The sequence below is a fragment of the uncultured Lutibacter sp. genome, assembly GCF_937891065.1.
Lineage (GTDB): Bacteria > Bacteroidota > Bacteroidia > Flavobacteriales > Flavobacteriaceae > Lutibacter.
In genome coordinates this window covers 1-17,437 of the sequence record NZ_CALAEQ010000232.1, presented here as the reverse complement: position 1 = coordinate 17,437, position 17,437 = coordinate 1, and the positions used below count along the sequence as shown (strand labels likewise).

12 protein-coding genes, 2 rRNA genes and 1 pseudogene are annotated in these 17,437 nt (G+C 30.3%); 7 read left to right on the top strand and 8 right to left on the bottom strand.

Translation table 11 applies throughout. The annotated features are described in order from the left end of the window. Positions 1-362 precede the first annotated feature (362 nt). Entirely contained in the window at positions 363-1,505 is a 1,143-nt protein-coding gene (locus Q0352_RS12665) for an acyl-CoA dehydrogenase (RefSeq protein ID WP_299528014.1), read from the top strand. 105 nt (positions 1,506-1,610) lie between these two features. On the opposite strand, the gene Q0352_RS12660 is transcribed toward Q0352_RS12665, so the two are convergent. The 4 genes from Q0352_RS12660 to Q0352_RS12645 all read right to left on the bottom strand — a co-directional run bounded on the left by Q0352_RS12660 (position 1,611) and on the right by Q0352_RS12645 (position 9,283). Beyond that, positions 1,611-2,954 carry an MFS transporter gene (locus Q0352_RS12660; protein WP_299528013.1) on the bottom strand — a complete coding sequence of 448 codons (1,344 nt, stop codon included), beginning with the start codon at positions 2,952-2,954 and terminating at the stop codon, positions 1,611-1,613. A gap of 100 nt (positions 2,955-3,054) precedes the next feature. Then, positions 3,055-4,599, bottom strand: coding sequence for a RagB/SusD family nutrient uptake outer membrane protein (locus Q0352_RS12655; RefSeq protein ID WP_299528012.1), 1,545 nt, complete (start codon positions 4,597-4,599; stop codon positions 3,055-3,057). Positions 4,600-4,605: 6 nt separating this feature from the next. Continuing rightward, positions 4,606-7,917: a TonB-dependent receptor gene (locus tag Q0352_RS12650; RefSeq protein WP_299528011.1), complete on the bottom strand. Its 3,312-nt coding sequence runs from the start codon at positions 7,915-7,917 to the stop codon at positions 4,606-4,608. A 208-nt stretch (positions 7,918-8,125) separates the two neighbouring features. Then, entirely contained in the window at positions 8,126-9,283 is a 1,158-nt protein-coding gene (locus tag Q0352_RS12645; RefSeq protein ID WP_299528010.1) for a FecR family protein, read from the bottom strand. Positions 9,284-9,394: 111 nt separating this feature from the next. Between Q0352_RS12645 and Q0352_RS12640 the strand changes: the two genes are divergently transcribed. After that, on the top strand, positions 9,395-9,997 hold the full coding sequence (locus Q0352_RS12640; protein WP_299528009.1) for an RNA polymerase sigma factor: 603 nt from the start codon (positions 9,395-9,397) through the stop codon (positions 9,995-9,997). A 9-nt stretch (positions 9,998-10,006) separates the two neighbouring features. On the opposite strand, the pseudogene Q0352_RS12635 reads toward Q0352_RS12640, so the two are convergent. Continuing rightward, positions 10,007-10,321, bottom strand: a pseudogene (locus Q0352_RS12635) (SOS mutagenesis and repair protein UmuC); the annotation flags it as partial. 111 nt (positions 10,322-10,432) lie between these two features. Between Q0352_RS12635 and Q0352_RS12630 the strand changes: the two are divergent. From Q0352_RS12630 to Q0352_RS12610, 5 genes are read left to right on the top strand one after another with little or no spacing between them, the layout of a single operon-like run. Next, complete coding sequence (locus tag Q0352_RS12630; RefSeq protein ID WP_299528008.1) at positions 10,433-11,017, top strand: TetR/AcrR family transcriptional regulator; 585 nt, start codon at positions 10,433-10,435, stop codon at positions 11,015-11,017. Then, positions 11,018-12,400, top strand: a complete 1,383-nt coding sequence (locus Q0352_RS12625; protein WP_299528007.1) for a TolC family protein — start codon at positions 11,018-11,020, stop codon at positions 12,398-12,400. It abuts the gene before it with no gap. 6 nt (positions 12,401-12,406) lie between these two features. Continuing rightward, positions 12,407-13,399 (top strand): efflux RND transporter periplasmic adaptor subunit, encoded by a 993-nt coding sequence (locus tag Q0352_RS12620; RefSeq protein ID WP_299528006.1) that lies wholly within the window; start codon positions 12,407-12,409, stop codon positions 13,397-13,399. Between the two features lies 1 nt (position 13,400). Then, a complete protein-coding gene (locus Q0352_RS12615) occupies positions 13,401-14,570 on the top strand; it encodes an ABC transporter permease (protein WP_299528005.1) in 1,170 nt (389 codons plus the stop codon). 2 nt (positions 14,571-14,572) lie between these two features. Then, positions 14,573-15,781 carry an ABC transporter permease gene (locus Q0352_RS12610; RefSeq protein WP_299528004.1) on the top strand — a complete coding sequence of 403 codons (1,209 nt, stop codon included), beginning with the start codon at positions 14,573-14,575 and terminating at the stop codon, positions 15,779-15,781. Between the two features lie 133 nt (positions 15,782-15,914). Here Q0352_RS12610 and Q0352_RS12605 read toward each other — a convergent pair whose 3' ends face one another. The 3 genes from Q0352_RS12605 to Q0352_RS12595 form a co-directional block, all read right to left on the bottom strand. Beyond that, a complete protein-coding gene (locus Q0352_RS12605) occupies positions 15,915-16,343 on the bottom strand; it encodes a DUF6526 family protein (RefSeq protein WP_299528003.1) in 429 nt (142 codons plus the stop codon). 582 nt (positions 16,344-16,925) lie between these two features. Continuing rightward, positions 16,926-17,036 (bottom strand): 5S ribosomal RNA (gene rrf, locus Q0352_RS12600). Between the two features lie 79 nt (positions 17,037-17,115). After that, positions 17,116-17,437, bottom strand: a 23S ribosomal RNA gene (locus Q0352_RS12595); the annotation flags it as partial.

The window sequence follows — 17,437 nt, the reverse complement described above, 5'->3', positions numbered from 1 at the left end:
TTTTTTAATAATTCTTTCATTCCTATTATTTTATAATTATAAATTAGATTTGATGACTACTTTTAACAAATTTATCGTTTTGTCTTTTAAAAAAATTTCCTCCCAAAGGAGGTTACATTTGTGTCATAATCTTATTATTTATAATTACAAATTAAAAATTTACCAAATATAATAAAATCCTAAGCTTATTAATAAAGAATTTTGAAGTAATTATTTGTTAAAATAAAACTTTTTATAAACTCAAATTACAAAATTAAACCGTATAGCTACTACAATAATATTTTACATATTTAATAAAATTTTACTTAAAAAAGATTTATATTTGATAAAAAATAACCTTTTACTTAAAACTATTATAAATTATGGATTTTAATTTAACTGAAGAGCAAATAATGATACGCGATGCTGCTCGTGATTTTGCTCAAACTGAACTTTTAGCTGGAGTTATAGAACGCGATGAAAAACAACAATTTCCTGCTGAACAAGTTAAAAAAATGGGAGAACTTGGTTTTTTAGGTATGATGGTTGATCCAAAATATGGAGGTAGTGGTTTAGATACTGTTTCATATGTGTTAGCCATGGAAGAAATTTCAAAAATTGATGCTTCTGCTTCAGTTGTAATGTCTGTAAACAACTCTTTAGTTTGTTGGGGACTTGAAGCTTATGGTACTGAAGAGCAAAAACAAAAATACTTAGTTCCACTTGCTACAGGTGAAATTATTGGAGCTTTTTGTTTAAGCGAACCAGAAGCTGGTTCTGATGCTACATCTCAACGTACAACAGCCATTGATAAAGGTGACCATTATTTAGTAAATGGAACAAAAAATTGGATTACAAATGGTGGGTCAGCAAGTGTTTATCTTGTAATTGCACAAACTCATGTTGAAAAAGGACATAAAGGAATTAATGCTTTAATTATTGAAAAAGGAACTGAAGGTTTTGTAGTTGGAAACAAAGAAAACAAATTAGGAATTCGTGGTTCTGACACACACTCTTTAATGTTTACGGATGTTAAAGTTCCTAAAGAAAATAGAATTGGAGAAGATGGATTTGGTTTTACATTTGCTATGAAAACATTGGCTGGTGGTAGAATTGGAATTGCTTCTCAAGCCCTAGGAATTGCTTCTGGTGCTTATGAACTGGCTTTAAAATATTCTAAAGAACGAAAAGCTTTTGGAAAAGAAATAAGCCAACATCAAGCAATTGCATTTAAATTAGCAGATATGGCAACTCAAATTGAAGCTGCTCGTCATTTATGCATAAAAGCTGCTTGGGATAAAGACCAACATAAAAATTACGATTTAAGCGGTGCAATGGCAAAATTATATGCTGCTGATATGGCAATGGCTGTAACGGTTGAAGCTGTTCAAATTCACGGTGGATATGGTTTTGTAAAAGAATATCATGTAGAGCGTTTAATGCGTGATGCAAAAATTACACAAATTTACGAAGGCACTTCTGAAATTCAAAAAATAGTAATTTCAAGAAGTATATTACAAGATTAAAATTACATTCTTGATATTTTAAAAAGCGGAGTTTTACTCCGCTTTTTATTTAATTCAAAATAATAGTTTTGGGAAGTCTAAAAAACCTTTCTTTTAATATACCAGTTACTCATGTCCTTTCTCTTTTTTCCAAGTCATCATAACTAAAATTATACAAAAAATTGAAGCCAATGCACAAGTTCCATACATACCTTTCCAGCCAAATTCCTTAATAATATAAGCCAAGCCAACTCCTGAAAAAGTAGCACCAACATAACCAAAAAAGCCAGTCATTCCACAAGCGGCAGAAATAGCTTCTTTAACTGTAACCCTAGAAGCTTGAACGCCACTAATTAAATTTTGAGGGCCATCAATTAAAAAGCCCATAAGTAATAAGAAAATTCCCGTCAGAAGAACATTATCTGGTCCTGAAAAAATGTAAAAACCAATAATACTGAATGCTAAAAGGATTAAGTAGATGACGTTAATTGGTACACATCTACCATTCCAAAACCTATCCGCTAAATAACCCGCAACAATACCTCCTGGAATACCTGCCATTGGCATTAGTGTCCAAAATATGGCGACACTCACTTGATCAATTCCTTTAATATCATATAAGAATTTTGCTGACCAATCTAAAGTTCCAAAACGAATAATATAAATAAACATATTAGCAAAACTAAGTATCCACATAGCGGGATTAGTAAAAATATATTTCTTTAATATTTCCCAATGCGTATAATTACTTTCAGTTAATTCTACAATGGGATCATCGTTTTTAAAATCTTCAACCGGTGGAAGCCCTAAAGAAACAGGTCGATCTCTTAATGTTATAAATAAAAAAATGGCAGTTAAGCATCCTATTATTCCTGGAACATAAAATATAGCTTCCCATCCAACAATTCCTTTATTGTACAAATTAATTATTCCAGCAACAAGTAATCCAACTCCAAAGGTACCAGCTGTATGCGAAGAAGAAAGTAAAGTCCATTTTGTAGCTCTTTCACGTGGAGAAAACCAATGAACCAACCCTTTTGCAATAGGTGGAAATCCCATAGATTGGAAAGCACCGTTTAGACCCCAAAAGAAAACAATTAAGTATAGACTATTTAAATAGCCAATAAACAAATGTATTATTGATGCTGCAAAAAGCCCAATTGCCATAAATGTTCTTATGTTTGCCCTATCTGCAATCAAACCACTAATAAACTTTCCAATTCCATATACAATATAAAAAACGCTACTTAGTATACCTAGCTGTATTATATCAATATCTAGTTTTTCGCTAATTAAGGGTAAGGCAGGTGAAATATTCTTTCTAGTAAAATAAAATATTGTATATCCAATATACATTCCAATAAACATTCTCCATCTATAATGCTTATATTTTTTAGAAACTAAATCACTTGGTACTTTATCTGTGGAAGGTTTTATTTGTTTTAGTGAAGGTAATTTTATTGAAAACATATGAATTTTTTTAGTATTTAAAGGACAAGTGTATTCAAACAAGAATACACTTGTCCAATTTAAATTAGATTAAAAAATATTAATGATTATAATGAACTAACTAACGCTCATTTTGCTCAATAAAACCTCTACTGTTATCAATAACACTAGGAGGGATAGGCCAAACACGATGTTTCAGTAGATCAAAATTTGATCTTGAACTCCAAACTTCATATTCAATGTAACCTGAATCTGGATCTTCTTTATCACTATGTTGTCTACCACTTAATGGCTTTTGAAGTTCAGCTACATCACCCCAACGGCATAAATCTTCAAACCTTCCAAAAAGTTCTCCTGCAAATTCTGCTCTACGCTCGTATTTCACATCATCAAGTGTTGCCCCAGTAATTAATAGAAGACCTGTACGTTCTCTAACTTTATTAATGTCAGAATCACCATCTTGGCCAAGTGAAATCTTAGCTTCAGCACGCATTAAATACACTGACGAAAGACGTAATAATGGAATGTTTAAATCCGTTGTTGGGTGATCACCATTACCATTTAAATGTTCTCCATTAGGATAACTGTATGGTTCTATGTACTTTTTAAGTTGGATACCTGTTAAATTCTTAGTTGACCAATATCTCCTAGTTTCGCCAAAAAATTCAAACTCATCTCCAAAAGCTAATAAAGTAGCATCTCTTCTTAAATCTCCAGGTTGGTATGATTCATATAAATCTAATGTTGGAGCAAAATAACCCCATCCATTGTATTTACCCCATGCTTTATTCTCTAAAGATGCTCCTGGTAAAATACTTCCTCCAGTAGTATTACTTGGTACTGACCAGATGTATTCTTTTCCCCAATTATTAGCTATTTTAAATACATCTTCAAAATTTGCTTCCAATTCATTTTGTGTATTTGTAACGTTATTACATGCATCAATTACTTTCTGCCAAGATGAGTTGTCAAATTCAGCAATGTGTAAATGTGTTTTTGCTAAATAGGCATAGGCAGCATTTTTATGTGCTTTCCCATAATCCGATGAAGAAAGTTCATTAAATAATGGTAATAATTCAGCAGCTTTGGTAAAGTTTTCAGCTGCAAACTCATAACTGTCCGTAACACTTGCAGAACGAGCAATATAAAAATCTGTTGTATTTTCATCAACTATAGGAATTCCTGCTCTATCATCTCCATAAAGTAAACTTAACTGGAAATATGCCAATCCGCGCATAAAGTATGCATTTCCTAAAGCAACATTCTTTACTTCGTCTGATACACTTTCAATACCAGGTACATTATTAAGAATGTCATTAGCTCTTTTTATAACTTGAAAATGCATAGGCCAAATATCTCTGGTATATGAACCAGAACCCGAAGTAACAAAGTTTTTTATTTCTTCAATTTGTGATTTGGATTTACCAACCACAAAATCATCACTTGGGATTAGAGAATATAAAAACATTCCTCTACCATAGGTGCCTTGAAAATCATTCATTAAATACAGTGCGTTAGTAGCTCTATTTATGTCTACTTCTGTTTTGAAAAAAGAATCAGCAGTTGGCGCTCCCTTAGGCTCAACTTCTAAAAATTCATTTGTACAACTTGTAAACGATACAAGTATAAAAAGAATTAGAAAATTTATATATTTATATTTTTTCATTTTGTTTTATTTTAAAGTTAAATTAAATCCTAAAGTAAATGTTCTTGCAACAGGATACTGTCCTCCGTCAACTCCACGGTTTGATACTTCAGGATCTAATCCAGAATAATTTGTCCAAGTAAGTAAGTTTTGTGCAGTTGCATATACTCGTAACTTATCTAAATAAGGAACATCTGGGAAAGTATAGCCTACAGATATATTTTTTATACGTAGATAATCGGTATCCTCTAACCAAAAATCTGATTTACGAATATTACCATTAGGATCATTTATTGATAATCTAGGGTAAGAAGCATTTGTATTATCTGGACGCCATGTATCTAAAGCTGTCTCTAGCAGATTGGCTCCGGCAACTGAGGTGTGTGCAGGATATGTAGTTGTTATTGTATATCCATTGTAAGCAACCCCTCCTTGAGTTCCTTGTAAAAATAAAGAAAAATCGAATTTTTTATAGTTCATTCCAAGGTTTAAACCATAAGAAACTGTTGGGAAAGCACTTCCTTTAAATACTCTATCGTCATCATCTATATCATTATCTCCATCTTGATCTATAAAACGAATATCTCCTAATTGTGCTTCTGACTGTCCATTAGCTCTTGCTTCTGTTACTTCTGCATCAGTTCTTAATAAACCATCCGTTTCTACTAAGTAATAAGAAAAAAGAGGTTGTCCTACTGCATTTGCCAATGGATAATGCGTTGCTACTTGCGTTGTATTATCATGAATGATGTCAAATCCTGGAGCTATTTTAAGAATTTCATTATCAATAAATGAAACATTTCCTGAAATATTGTACGTAAAATCACCTTCGTTTTTATTATGACCTACAACAAGTTCTAATCCTTTATTTCGAATTTTTCCTGAATTTTGAAATGGTGATGTACCAATTCCTTCTAAAGGACTAACAGGAGTACGATTAAGCCATCTGTCTGTGTCTTTAATAAAATAATCGGCTGTTAAAGTCCACTTATTATCTTCTGAAGCAAAATCCACACCAATATTAGTAGTTTGTGAAATCTCCCATGTTATATCAGAATTAGAACGACCATCAAGTACAACTCCCGTTTGATAACCATTTCCTCCTAATATTATATTTTCATTAGATAATGGTAGATTAGTTGGATAAGAAGATAAACTTTCAATATTACCTACACGTCCCCAACTGGCTCTTAATTTTAAACTTCTTACAAAGTCAGATTTAAAAAATTCTTCTTCAGATAATAACCACCCAAGAGCAACAGATGGAAAATTCTCCCAACGTTTATCCTTTGATAACTTAGATGAACCATCTCTACGAACACTAGCAGAAAAGAAATATTTTTTATCATAATCATAAAGTACCCTTGAAAAAAATGAAACTAATTTATTCTCGAAAAAAGAATACGTAATATCTCTAATTTCATCTGCAAGTGGCAAAACCAATAAATCTGAATTTTCATTTTCAAAACCTTGAGCTACAATTCCATCAAATTCACGCTCTTGATGTTGTAAAGAGTATCCACCAAGTAACTGAAACGAATTATCATCATTAAATATAGTATTATAATTTAAGGTATTTTCCCAAGACCAATTTATTTCATTAGCTTGAATTTGAGTCAAAGTATTTGTTGTCTTTTGCACCTTAGAGGCCTCTGCTACACGAGGATCAAATTCTTTATAAAATTCATTTGAATGATTGATTGCGTAACTAGTTTTAAAGCTAAGCTTATCAATTGGCTTGTATTCCAAGAAAATATTTCCAAAAGTATTTCTTTTTGGATTGTCAATATCAATACGGTTTAATGTTCCTACTGGGTGAAGAACGTCTCCATTTTGTCCGTCAGCTACATCACTATAAGTTCCATCCGAATTGTATACTGAAACAAAAGGTGGTGCTTTAATAGCAGCAGCAATTACACCATTGTAATTGGTTTCTCCATTAGATGCTTGTGTTCCTGTAAATGCTGATTGACCATTTGTAAGGGTATATGAGAAATTTTCACCTACTTTAATTTTATCACTTAGCTTAAGCGTAGAATTGTATCGGAAACTTATACGATCTGCAAAGGTATTAATAAGAATACCCTCTTTTTTGTTGTATCCCAAAGACGAAGAAAACGAATACTTTTCTGAGCCACCACGCATACCAATGTCATAATTTTGAAGTATCCCAGTTCTGAAAATTTCATCTACCCAATTGGTTCTTTGCACCAATCTGTCAGGATTTTTTGTGCCATCAAAATAATCCAACCGTGGAATTCCAGAATTATCGTAAGCAATGTTATACATGTCTGTATATTGCTGTGCATTTAAAGCAACAGGTTTGTTATAAACACTTTGAACACCTGTGTATGCTCCAAAATCTACCTTAATATCTCCTTTTTTTCCTTTCTTAGTAGTTACTAATATAACTCCAGCTGCAGCACGAACTCCATAAATTGATGCTGAAGCCGCATCTTTTAATACCGTAAGCGACTCAATATCGAAAGGATTTAGAGGTCCACCATAATAAGGAACTCCATCTACAATCCATAGAGGTTTTTCTCCAGAAGATGTTCCTAACCCTCTAATTTTAATTGTTGGAGTACTTGTTGGATCTCCTCCATTAGCTAATACAGTAACACCTGACACACTTCCTTGTAGTGCTTCTTCTACTTTTGATACTGCACGATCTTCAATATTATCAGCAGTCGCAACAGCCCCTGTTAATTCTTTTTTAGCAACACTACCATATCCAATTATAACAACTTCATCTAGTGAAGATGCTTCTGAAACTAATTTAACATTAAAAACTATTTGATTGTTAATTGGAATTTCTTGAGTTCCAAAACCAACATACGAGACAATTAAAGTAGCAGCATCTTTTTCTATTGCTAAAGTAAAATTTCCATCAAAATCTGTAGTAGTCCCTGTATTCGTTCCCTTTACAATTATTGAAGCACCAGGTAAGGGCATTCCTTCATTATCAGTAACATTTCCTGAAATTTCTTTTTGTTGTATTTCTTCTTTTTTAACAGGTAATGAAATGACATCCTTTTCTTTCTTTACTTTTAAAATAATTTGTTTGTCCAAAACTTCAAAAGAAACTGGCATATTTTGAAATATGTTTTCCAAAATATTTTTGACTTTTTCTTTTTCTACATTAAAGGAAACAATTTTATTTACATCGATATCCTCTCTGCTAAAGAAAAATTTAAAATCTGTAATAGATTCAATTTCAGTTAGTGCTTTTTCAATAGTAACATTATCAAGATCTAAGGTTACTTTAGTGTTTTGAGCATAATTATTAGCCTGTAAATTAAACATTGCTACAATTGCAAAAAATGTTGTTATTTTCATTTTTAGGTCAAATTTTAAGGGGAATTGTGAAATACCCCTCATCATAATAAGATTTTTCATACTTTTGTAATGCTTTTAAGTGATTAATAAATTTTTAGTCACTTTATATATTATCGGGAGATGTTTCAGCATCTTCCGATTTTTATATTTTATAAAGTGAATGGGTTTAATAGAAATAGTTTTAGGTCATAAATTTCAAGATTTAAGGTTAGTTAATAATTATTTGATTGTTTTTTATTGTATACTGAATAGCAAAGTGTTTATTTAGGGTATTTAATACTTGTTCTATAGTTTCAATATCAAAGGTCCCATCGTAACGTTTTTCACCTAATAATTCATTATTATTCTCAATGGTAACGTTATAACGTCTCTCCAGTTTTTTAATAATAGTTTTAAAAGGCAAATCCTTAAATATTAATTTGCCATCCATCCAGGCTGTATATATGGAAGTATCAGCTTCTTCAATTGAAATAGATTTTCTGTTTTTTACCCATTCAGCCTTATGGCCTGATGTTAACAAGGAAGCTGTGTTTTTATTGTAAGCTTCTTCTTTATTATAAATACTAACTGCCCCTTCTACTAATACTGTGTTTATTTGTTGATCTTCAGGATAAGAGGATACATTAAATTGTGTACCTAAAACTCTAATATTAATTTCATTAGCATTTACAATAAAAGGGTGTTTTTGATCTTTAGTAACATCAAAAAAGGCTTCACCATTTAAATAAACAATTCTATCTTTTCCTTCTAAAAATTTGACTGGATATTTAATAGAAGAACCTGCATTTAATTTTATTCTTGTGCCATCAGAAAGTACTAAATCAAATATTTTACCATTTGGCACAGTTAACTCATTGAAAGCCAATTTCTCAATATCACTTTCAGTTTCGCTATAATTTAATTGATTTCCTTTTTGAATCCCAATTACTTCTCCTTTATCATTTACTAATTTTTCTGAACCATCACTTGAAATAATTTTTACTTTTCCATCATCTAATTTAAGAATGATGTCATTATCAGTAATTACTAAATCGTTTTCTTGTTTTTGTTTAAAATTAGAATTGATAAAATATGTAATACCAATAAGAGCTATAAAAATTGCTGCATATTTAAAAATGGAATTACGTTTAAACCTATTCAATATAGTTTTATCTTTTCTGATTTTCAGAAGCAATTGTTCAATTAATTTTTTTGAATCAGGATTATTTAAACTATAATTAATTGTATAATGGGTTTGGATAAAATCTTTAAACAATTGTTTATTTGAGGGTGTTTTTATCCACTCAGTTAATAAATCCAAATCTGCAACCGAAGCTGATTTAGTTAGATATTTAACAATTACATTTTCTATTTTTGATGGGATCATTGTTTTAATACATTTTTAATTATTACAAGACTAATTTTAAATACCCTAACTTTTTTCATTTATTTTTATCATTTTTGTATAATAATTATTCATTTAAATAAGTTTTAGTTTATGAGTATGATGTTTAAAGATACTGTCATTTTAGTAGAACATCTTGTTAAAGGTAATGAAAAAGCTTTTGTTTATTTGGTAAACACATACCATAAAAAGCTTTTTGTATATGCCTTAAGTTTAACTAATGATCACGCAATGTCACAGGACATTGTTCAAGAAGTATTTTTAAGAACTTGGGAATTTAGAAAAAGACTTAAAACAGATAATTCTATTAATGGGTTTTTATATAAATCTGTGTATAATGAATTTATCAATTTATACCATAGAAATCAATCTATTATGTTGTTAGAAAAAACATATATTGAATCTTTAAATGAAATTATTGAAGAATCGAATGCCGTTGACTTAGAGAAGAAAATTGCTTTGATACATGAAGAATTAGAAAACTTACCTAAGAAATGTAAGCAAGTTTTTTTATTAAGTAAAAAAGAAGGATTGACAAATATTGAAATTGCAGAATATTTAAACGTATCTATTAAATCTGTTGAAGCCCATATAACCAAAGCCTATTCAATACTTAGGAAAAAGATTAGTGCTAAAATTAATAGTTTTTTATTTTTAGTTTTTGGAATAAAAAGAAAACTATCTCGTTTAACATAGATTAGGTAGTTTAAAAAACGCCTCATCAATAGAATATATTTCAATATTTGGAGCATATTTTGATAAAATAGCCATAACCCGAGTACTTAAATCTCCGTACAATGAATAATTAGATGAAAAAACATGGATTTTATTTTCTTTAAAAACATGTTCGTATTTAAATGCTTCAGCTCCCATTGGTATAAATGGTTTTGCTTCTTCACTTCGCGCAATTACACAACCATCATTATTAGATAAAACCACAATAGGTTTTCCTATTAAATTTGGCTTAAATACACGCTCGCAAGAGGCATAAAAACTATTACAATCTAAAATGGCATACATACTTTTAAATTTCTTCTAAATTAATAAAGAATATTCGTTCTAAAAATAAATATCTAAAATAATAAATGAATGAATATTTATTCATACATTTGTCGACTCAAAAATAATAGAATGGCACGTAAAATAGATAACGATAAAATAGCTAGAATTAAAGCGGCAACCATGAAAACTATTGTTGAAAATGGTATTGAAGCTACAACAATTGCAATGATAGCAAAAAATGCAGAAGTTAGTGGAGGATATTTGTATAGAACATATAAAGGAAAGCAAGATTTGATTAATGAATTATATTATGATAAAGTAAACTCATTATACAAAGAGTTGGATTTTTTATTGGCCCTAAATCAAACAAGTGTTCGACCGTTAATTGAATCGTTTATTCAAAACAGGGTCATTTACTTTTTAAATGAACCAATTGCTTCAAAATTCTTTTATCAACTACTTCATAATGAGAATTTTTTGGCTTCAGATGAAATTAAATTTAAGAGTTCAGAATTAATGAAGCGAATTAAAAATATTGGAGTTAATTCTGGTGAAATTTCACCTAGCACAACCATATATCAGTTACATTATCACATCTTAATTTATTCAGTAGATTATATAAACTTTACCCGAAAAAACATATTTGGAGAACAAGAAGTCACAATAAATGACGTAAAAAGTTTAACAGATAATATTTTAAAAATTTTAAAATAAATGAAATCAATTATAAATTTTAAACTAATGAAATTGAGTAGAATAGAACTAAAATTACTCTTGCTTTTAGGGCTTGTTGCAACGTTTACAAACGCACAAGAACTAACTTTAAAACAAGCATACGATGTAATGTTATCTAAAAATGGTGAAGCAAAAGCTTCAAGCTTTGAAGTGAAGGCTATGGAAGAAGAGCAAAAAGCAACAAAGGGTTTGCGATTGCCAAAAGTTGGTGTTTCAGGTACTTATTTGCATTTAGATGAAGATATTGCTGTAGATTTAAACAACCAAAGAAATATGATTGGAGGTTTATTAAGTATTCCAAACCCAGCAGCAGTTTTAGGTGATTGGAATTTAACATTACAAGAAAAAAACTTAGGGTTTGCCACTGCAGATGTATCTATGCCAATTTTTGCTGGAGGAAAAATTAATGCAGCAAATAAAGCTTCTGAAATTAAGTTAGATTTATCAGAAATACACCATCAAATTAAAGAAGATGAGTTAACTATAAATTTAATTACTTACTTTTTTAAGTTAAAATTAGCCAAAGAAGCTGTACAATTGCGACAAGTTGTTTACGATGTAATTTTATTACATAACACCCAAGCAACAAAGTTTTTTGAAAATGGTTTAATTCCAGAAGTAGAAACATTAAATGCAAAAGTAGCCTTGTCAAATGCGAATAGAGAATTGTTAGCGGCTAAAAAAGATGTGTCTTTAGCAACTACAGCTGTACAAAATCTAATTGGTTTAACTGCTATTGAAGGTTTTTCAAACAAATTTAATGAGCCAACAATTGTAAAACCATTGAAAGAATTTCAAAATGACATGTTAACTGAAAATCAACAGTTAAAAACTATTGAAAAAAATCATGAACTGGCAGAAGTAGGTGTTAAAGTTGAAAATAGTGATTATTTCCCTAAAGTAGGTGTTTTTGGAAAATATGTACTTTGGAAAGATAATTTACCTTTAGTAGATACAAAATGGTTTGTTGGAGTAGGTGTTGAGTGGGAATTGTTTAACGGTTTTCAAAGAGAGCACAAAATAAAAGCTTCAAAATATAAAATTGCTCAGGTTGAAGAAATAGACAAACAAGCAAGGCTAAATTTAACTACTTATACAGAAAAATTGTACAATACAATGGAAAAAGAATTGGAACAATACGAAAGTTTAAATGCCGATGAAATATTTGCCGAAAAATTAAAATTTATGCGTACACGTGCTTTTGAAGAAGGAACAGGAACCTCTTTAGAAGTAGTAGACGCAACTTTAAAATTATCTGAAATTCAATTACATAAAATAAAAGCCTTATACGAGTATACAATTGCTTATGGAGAGTTAATGGTACTTACAGGAAAAACAACAACTTTCTTAAATCAAAATTAAATTAAAATGAGAAATCCAAAATTTATAAAATCATTAATTAGTATTGTAATTATTGCAATTTTAGTGTTATCAGGAGTATGGTTTATATCAAAACCAAAAGCATTGGTATTACAAGGTAGAATTGAAGCTAAAGAAATTTATTTATCTGCTAAAATACCAACTCGTATTAATTCTTTTGAAGTTAATGAAGGAGAAAGTGTTAAAAAAGGGCAATTATTAGCAACACTATCAAGTCCTGAAATTATGGCAAAAGAGCAACAAGCACTGGCTTTAAGAGATGCTGCAAATGCTCAAAAAAATAAAGCAACAAACGGTGCCAGAGTAGAGGAAATTAGAGGTGCAAAAAGTGTGTATGAAAAAGCAACTGCTGCTGCTAATGTTATGAAGAAAACCTTTGCGCGTATGGAAAATTTATTTAAAGATGGTGTAATTTCTGAACAACAACGCGATGAAATTTACGCTAAAAGAGAAGTTGCATTAAAAGATCAGGAAGCTGCATTAAGTATGTATCAAATGGCGATGAAAGGTGCCAGAAATGAAGATATTGAAGCTGCTACTGCCTTAGTAAAACAAGCTGATGGCGCTTTATCAGAATTGGAAGGTTATAAAAATGAACGAAATATTATTTCACCTATTGATGCAGAAGTACTTAATTTTTTACCTGAAGAAGGTGAATTAATTGGAGCCGGTTATCCTGTAGTTCATTTGGTAGATTTAGCAAATAGTTATGCAATCATAAATATTAAGGAAACAAGCCTTTCTAACTTTAAAAAAGAAGGGATTTTTGAAGCAACCATTCCTGCATTAAATTATAAAAAAGTAAAATTTAAAATTTATTATGTAGCTGCCTTAGGTGATTATGCAACCTGGAATGCAACAAAAGCCACTGGAGATTTTGATGTTAGAACTTTTGAAATTAAAGCTTCGCCAGTTTCTAAAGAAGCTGATTTAAGACCAGGAATGAGTATTTTAATTGATTATTCTCAATTTAATGAGTAAAATGAAACCATCTTTACGAATTGCAAAACGAGAAATAGCACTGTTATTTAATAGCAAGTCTACTTTTATTTTTGCAATTATACTTCCATTTGTTTCAATATTATTTTTTAACACACTTTTAAGTGAAGGTGTGGCTCGAAATTTACCAGTTGCTGTAGTTGATTTAGATCATTCTGCAATTTCAAGAAATGTAATTGCTCAGTTAGATGCTGCACCAGAAATTGAAGTTGGTTATTTCCCCTTAAATCAGCAAAAAGGCGAGGAATTAGTTAGGTTGGGAAAAGTGTACGGTGTAATTACTATTCCACAAAATTTTGAAGCCGATTTAAAAAGTAGCAAACAAGTTAGTATTATAAATCAATATAATAGTAATTTATTGTTGCCAGGAGGTTTAGAATATAAAGCATTTAGAAAGGTAATTGGAACCATTTCTGCTGGTGTAACTATTGAAAAACAACGTAAACAAGGAATTTCAATGCAGCAGGCAATAGTTAATTATCAGCCAATTGTTTCCAACAATCATGTATTGTCTAATCCTTATACAAATTATTCTTACTATTTAAATACTGGATTTTTAGCAATGTTTTTTCAAATATTTGTAATGTTAACAACCATTTATTGCTTTGGGACAGATTTAAAATACAATAAAGGAAATAAATTATTAAATATTACAGAAGGAAATCTGTCTGCATTAATTTTAGGTAAAGTATTGCCTTATACTGTTTGGTTTCTGTTAGTTGGAATTATCATGCTCTTTAGTATGTATGTTTGGCAAGATTTTCCTTTTTTCGGAAATAAATTCGCAGTATTAGTTGGTTTATTGTTATTAATTATAGCAAATCAATCATACGCATTATTTTTTATTTCCGTAAGTAATAGTTTTAGAGAATCATTAACAATTGGTTCGGGTTTTGCGGCTGTTAGCTTATCATTTTCTGGAATAACATTCCCAATTTTCGGAATGCCAAAAGTATTGCAATGGCTAAGTCAAATTTTTCCATTCACACATTTTTTTGAATTAATATTAGATCAATCTCAACGCGGGTTTCCAGTATTTTATTCGTTAAAAGCTATCATTATTTTGGTGGTTCTATGTGTTGTACCAATTTCATTAGGTTGGTTTAAATTAAAAAGATTATTTTCAAAAGGAGTGTTTAATCATAGTATTTAATAATGAAAAAATTATTTAAATTATATTACAAAGCAAAAATCTCTTTTTGGAATACATTTTCAACCGAATGGAAGTCTATTAAATCGGATAAAGCTGTTATTAGCACATTTCTTTCAGTAGCAATTATTATTTTAGTTGTTTATACGTATATATACTCAAATCAAGTAGTTAAAGAAATTCCAATAGCAATTGTAAATCAGGATGCTACAAAAATGAGTAGAGATTATATTGCAATGTTAGATGCTACAGAAGGTACTAAAACTGTTACAACGTATACAGATTTACAAGATGCAAAAAAAGCCTATTATTCAAAAAAAGTAGAGGGAATTGTTATTATTCCAAAGAATTTTGAAAAAAATATTAGAAGCGGTAAACAAACCGTTATTACTACTTTTTCAGATGCATCTAATATGGTTTTTTATAAAAGAGTTTTAGGTGATGTATCTACTATTAATGGCTATTTTAGTGCAGGTATTTTTATTAAAAAAGAAATGGCCAAAGGAGTTTCTGTAGCTAAAGCCCAACAAAATTATACACCAATACAAGCAATTTCAACAAGTTTATTCAACACTTCATCGGGTTACGCAACATATATGATACCAATGTTAACAGCTTTAATTGTACAATTGGTATTGTTAATGGGAATTGGAATTTTAAGCGGGTCGCGCAGAGAGTCTATAACTACCCATACAAATTTCCCAAGGTTATTACATAAGGGAGGATCAATACCTATCTTGTTGGCAAAAGCTTGTTTGTACACCGCAATTTTTATGGTAATTATACCTATCCAAGTTGGAATAGTATATACTTTGTTCGCAATTCCGGTTAGATCTTCTTTATTTTCAATTTACGTATTTATAATTCCTTATGTGTTCTCAGTGGTGTTTTTAGGGATCACAATTAGTTCATTCTTTAAAAGAAGAGAAGATTCTATTGTTTTTTTAGTATTGCTTTCTATTCCATCCTTAATGCTAAGCGGTTTGTCATTTCCTATTGAAGGATTTTCAGAATTTTACCAATTAATTTCAAAGATAATTCCGTCAACACCTGGTATAAATGGTTTTGTCAGATTAACACAAATGGAAGCTTCTTTTTTAGAAGTACTTAATGAATGGAATCATCTGTGGTTGTTAACAGGTGTTTATTTTGTTTTTGCAGCTATTTCATTAAAAAGAAGAGCGTATAAAGAATTTCAATATTTCAAAAAATAGAACCTACGCTTTGATAAATATTAAAAACTTTGAAATATTTGTCATTCCTATTTAGCTAAGTTAGTTTAGGACACTTCTTAAAATCAAAAAACCTCATAATTCTATGAGGTTTTTTTGATTATTTTAATATTATTTACACTCGATACTTATCTAGTTTCCAATTTTTAATTTCTTTTTTAATCTCAGTCTCTGAAAGATTTTCTCTTTCTGCTTTTTCTGCTAATGCTACAAATTCATCATCAGGTGCAAATCGTAAACCAATAATTTGTCTAATACTTAATTTACGAGATAAAGGATTACCAGTCAAAATAAAATACCTTAAACTCTCCTCTGCATTTATTGCTCTATCTTGCGCCTTCAACGCAAATATTCTTAAGAAATAAAACATAAATAATAAAATAAAAGATATTAATACTAATAAAGAAGCTGAATATAAATTATCTTCTGATGACTTTAATAGCCCTCTTATTGCTCCAATAATAAGTGCAATTATTGCTAAAAATGTTATTAGGTGATATCCTATTACCCATTTTCCGTGATTCTTAAAGTTTTGCTGTTTCATAATTTTGATTTAAATAAATTTCCATTGTAAATATAGCGATTATAAGATACAACACAAAAAGATAGAATTTAGGGAGTTAAAAACTTTATGTGTGCAACTTATTTATTATCCATTAATGCATTGCTTTTTACTGAAAGATTTAATTACTCATTTCATGATGCTAAAAAATATAACCAAGAATTTAGAATAATGATAGTGATTTTATTAAAATCTAAGATAATACAGAAAGATTACTTACTAGTTGAAGACAACTTACTCTTTTAGGAATGGAATAAAATTAAAGGAAATTCCTAAAAAGTTATTTTAACTAGAATAACTCCAAATTTATTATGTGACCAATTAGAAAAATAGGTTAAAAAGTAAGGTCCATAATTCAAAAACTTCAGTTTACTTGCAAGAAAATGCCCATTCATTATTAGAACATTTTGACTTACTTTGGGGAATAAAGTAGTAGAAATGTGCCATCCGGGTTTAAATAAACCAAAATAACTTCTAAAACCCAAATAAGGGTTAATTATTTTGTTAAAAGGAATAAATTTAAACAAAAAAAACCTTCAACAATTAAGTTGAAGGTTTTCAAAAGAAAGGCAACGACATACTCTCCCACCATAATGGCAGTACCATCTGCGCTGATAGGCTTAACTTCTCTGTTCGGTATGGGAAGAGGTGAGCCCTATCGCTATAATCACCTTAAGTTGTTTGGGGAACTACCCCTATGTGTTGACATACTGAAAAAACGATATCTTATAAATCAAAAAAAAGTAAAAAAGTTTACATAAAAGCCTATGGGTTATTAGTACTACTTGGCTATGACATTACTGCCTTTACACCTATAGCCTATCAACGTGGTGATCTCCCACGACCCTTTAAAGAAATCTCATCTTGTGGTGGGTTTCGCGCTTATATGCTTTCAGCGCTTATCCCTTCCCGACGTAGCTACCCAGCAATGCTCCTGGCGGAACAACTGGTACACCAGAGGTCAGTCCAACACGGTCCTCTCGTACTAGTGTCAGATCCACGCAAATTTCTAACGCCCGCTACAGATAGAGACCGAACTGTCTCACGACGTTCTGAACCCAGCTCGCGTGCCACTT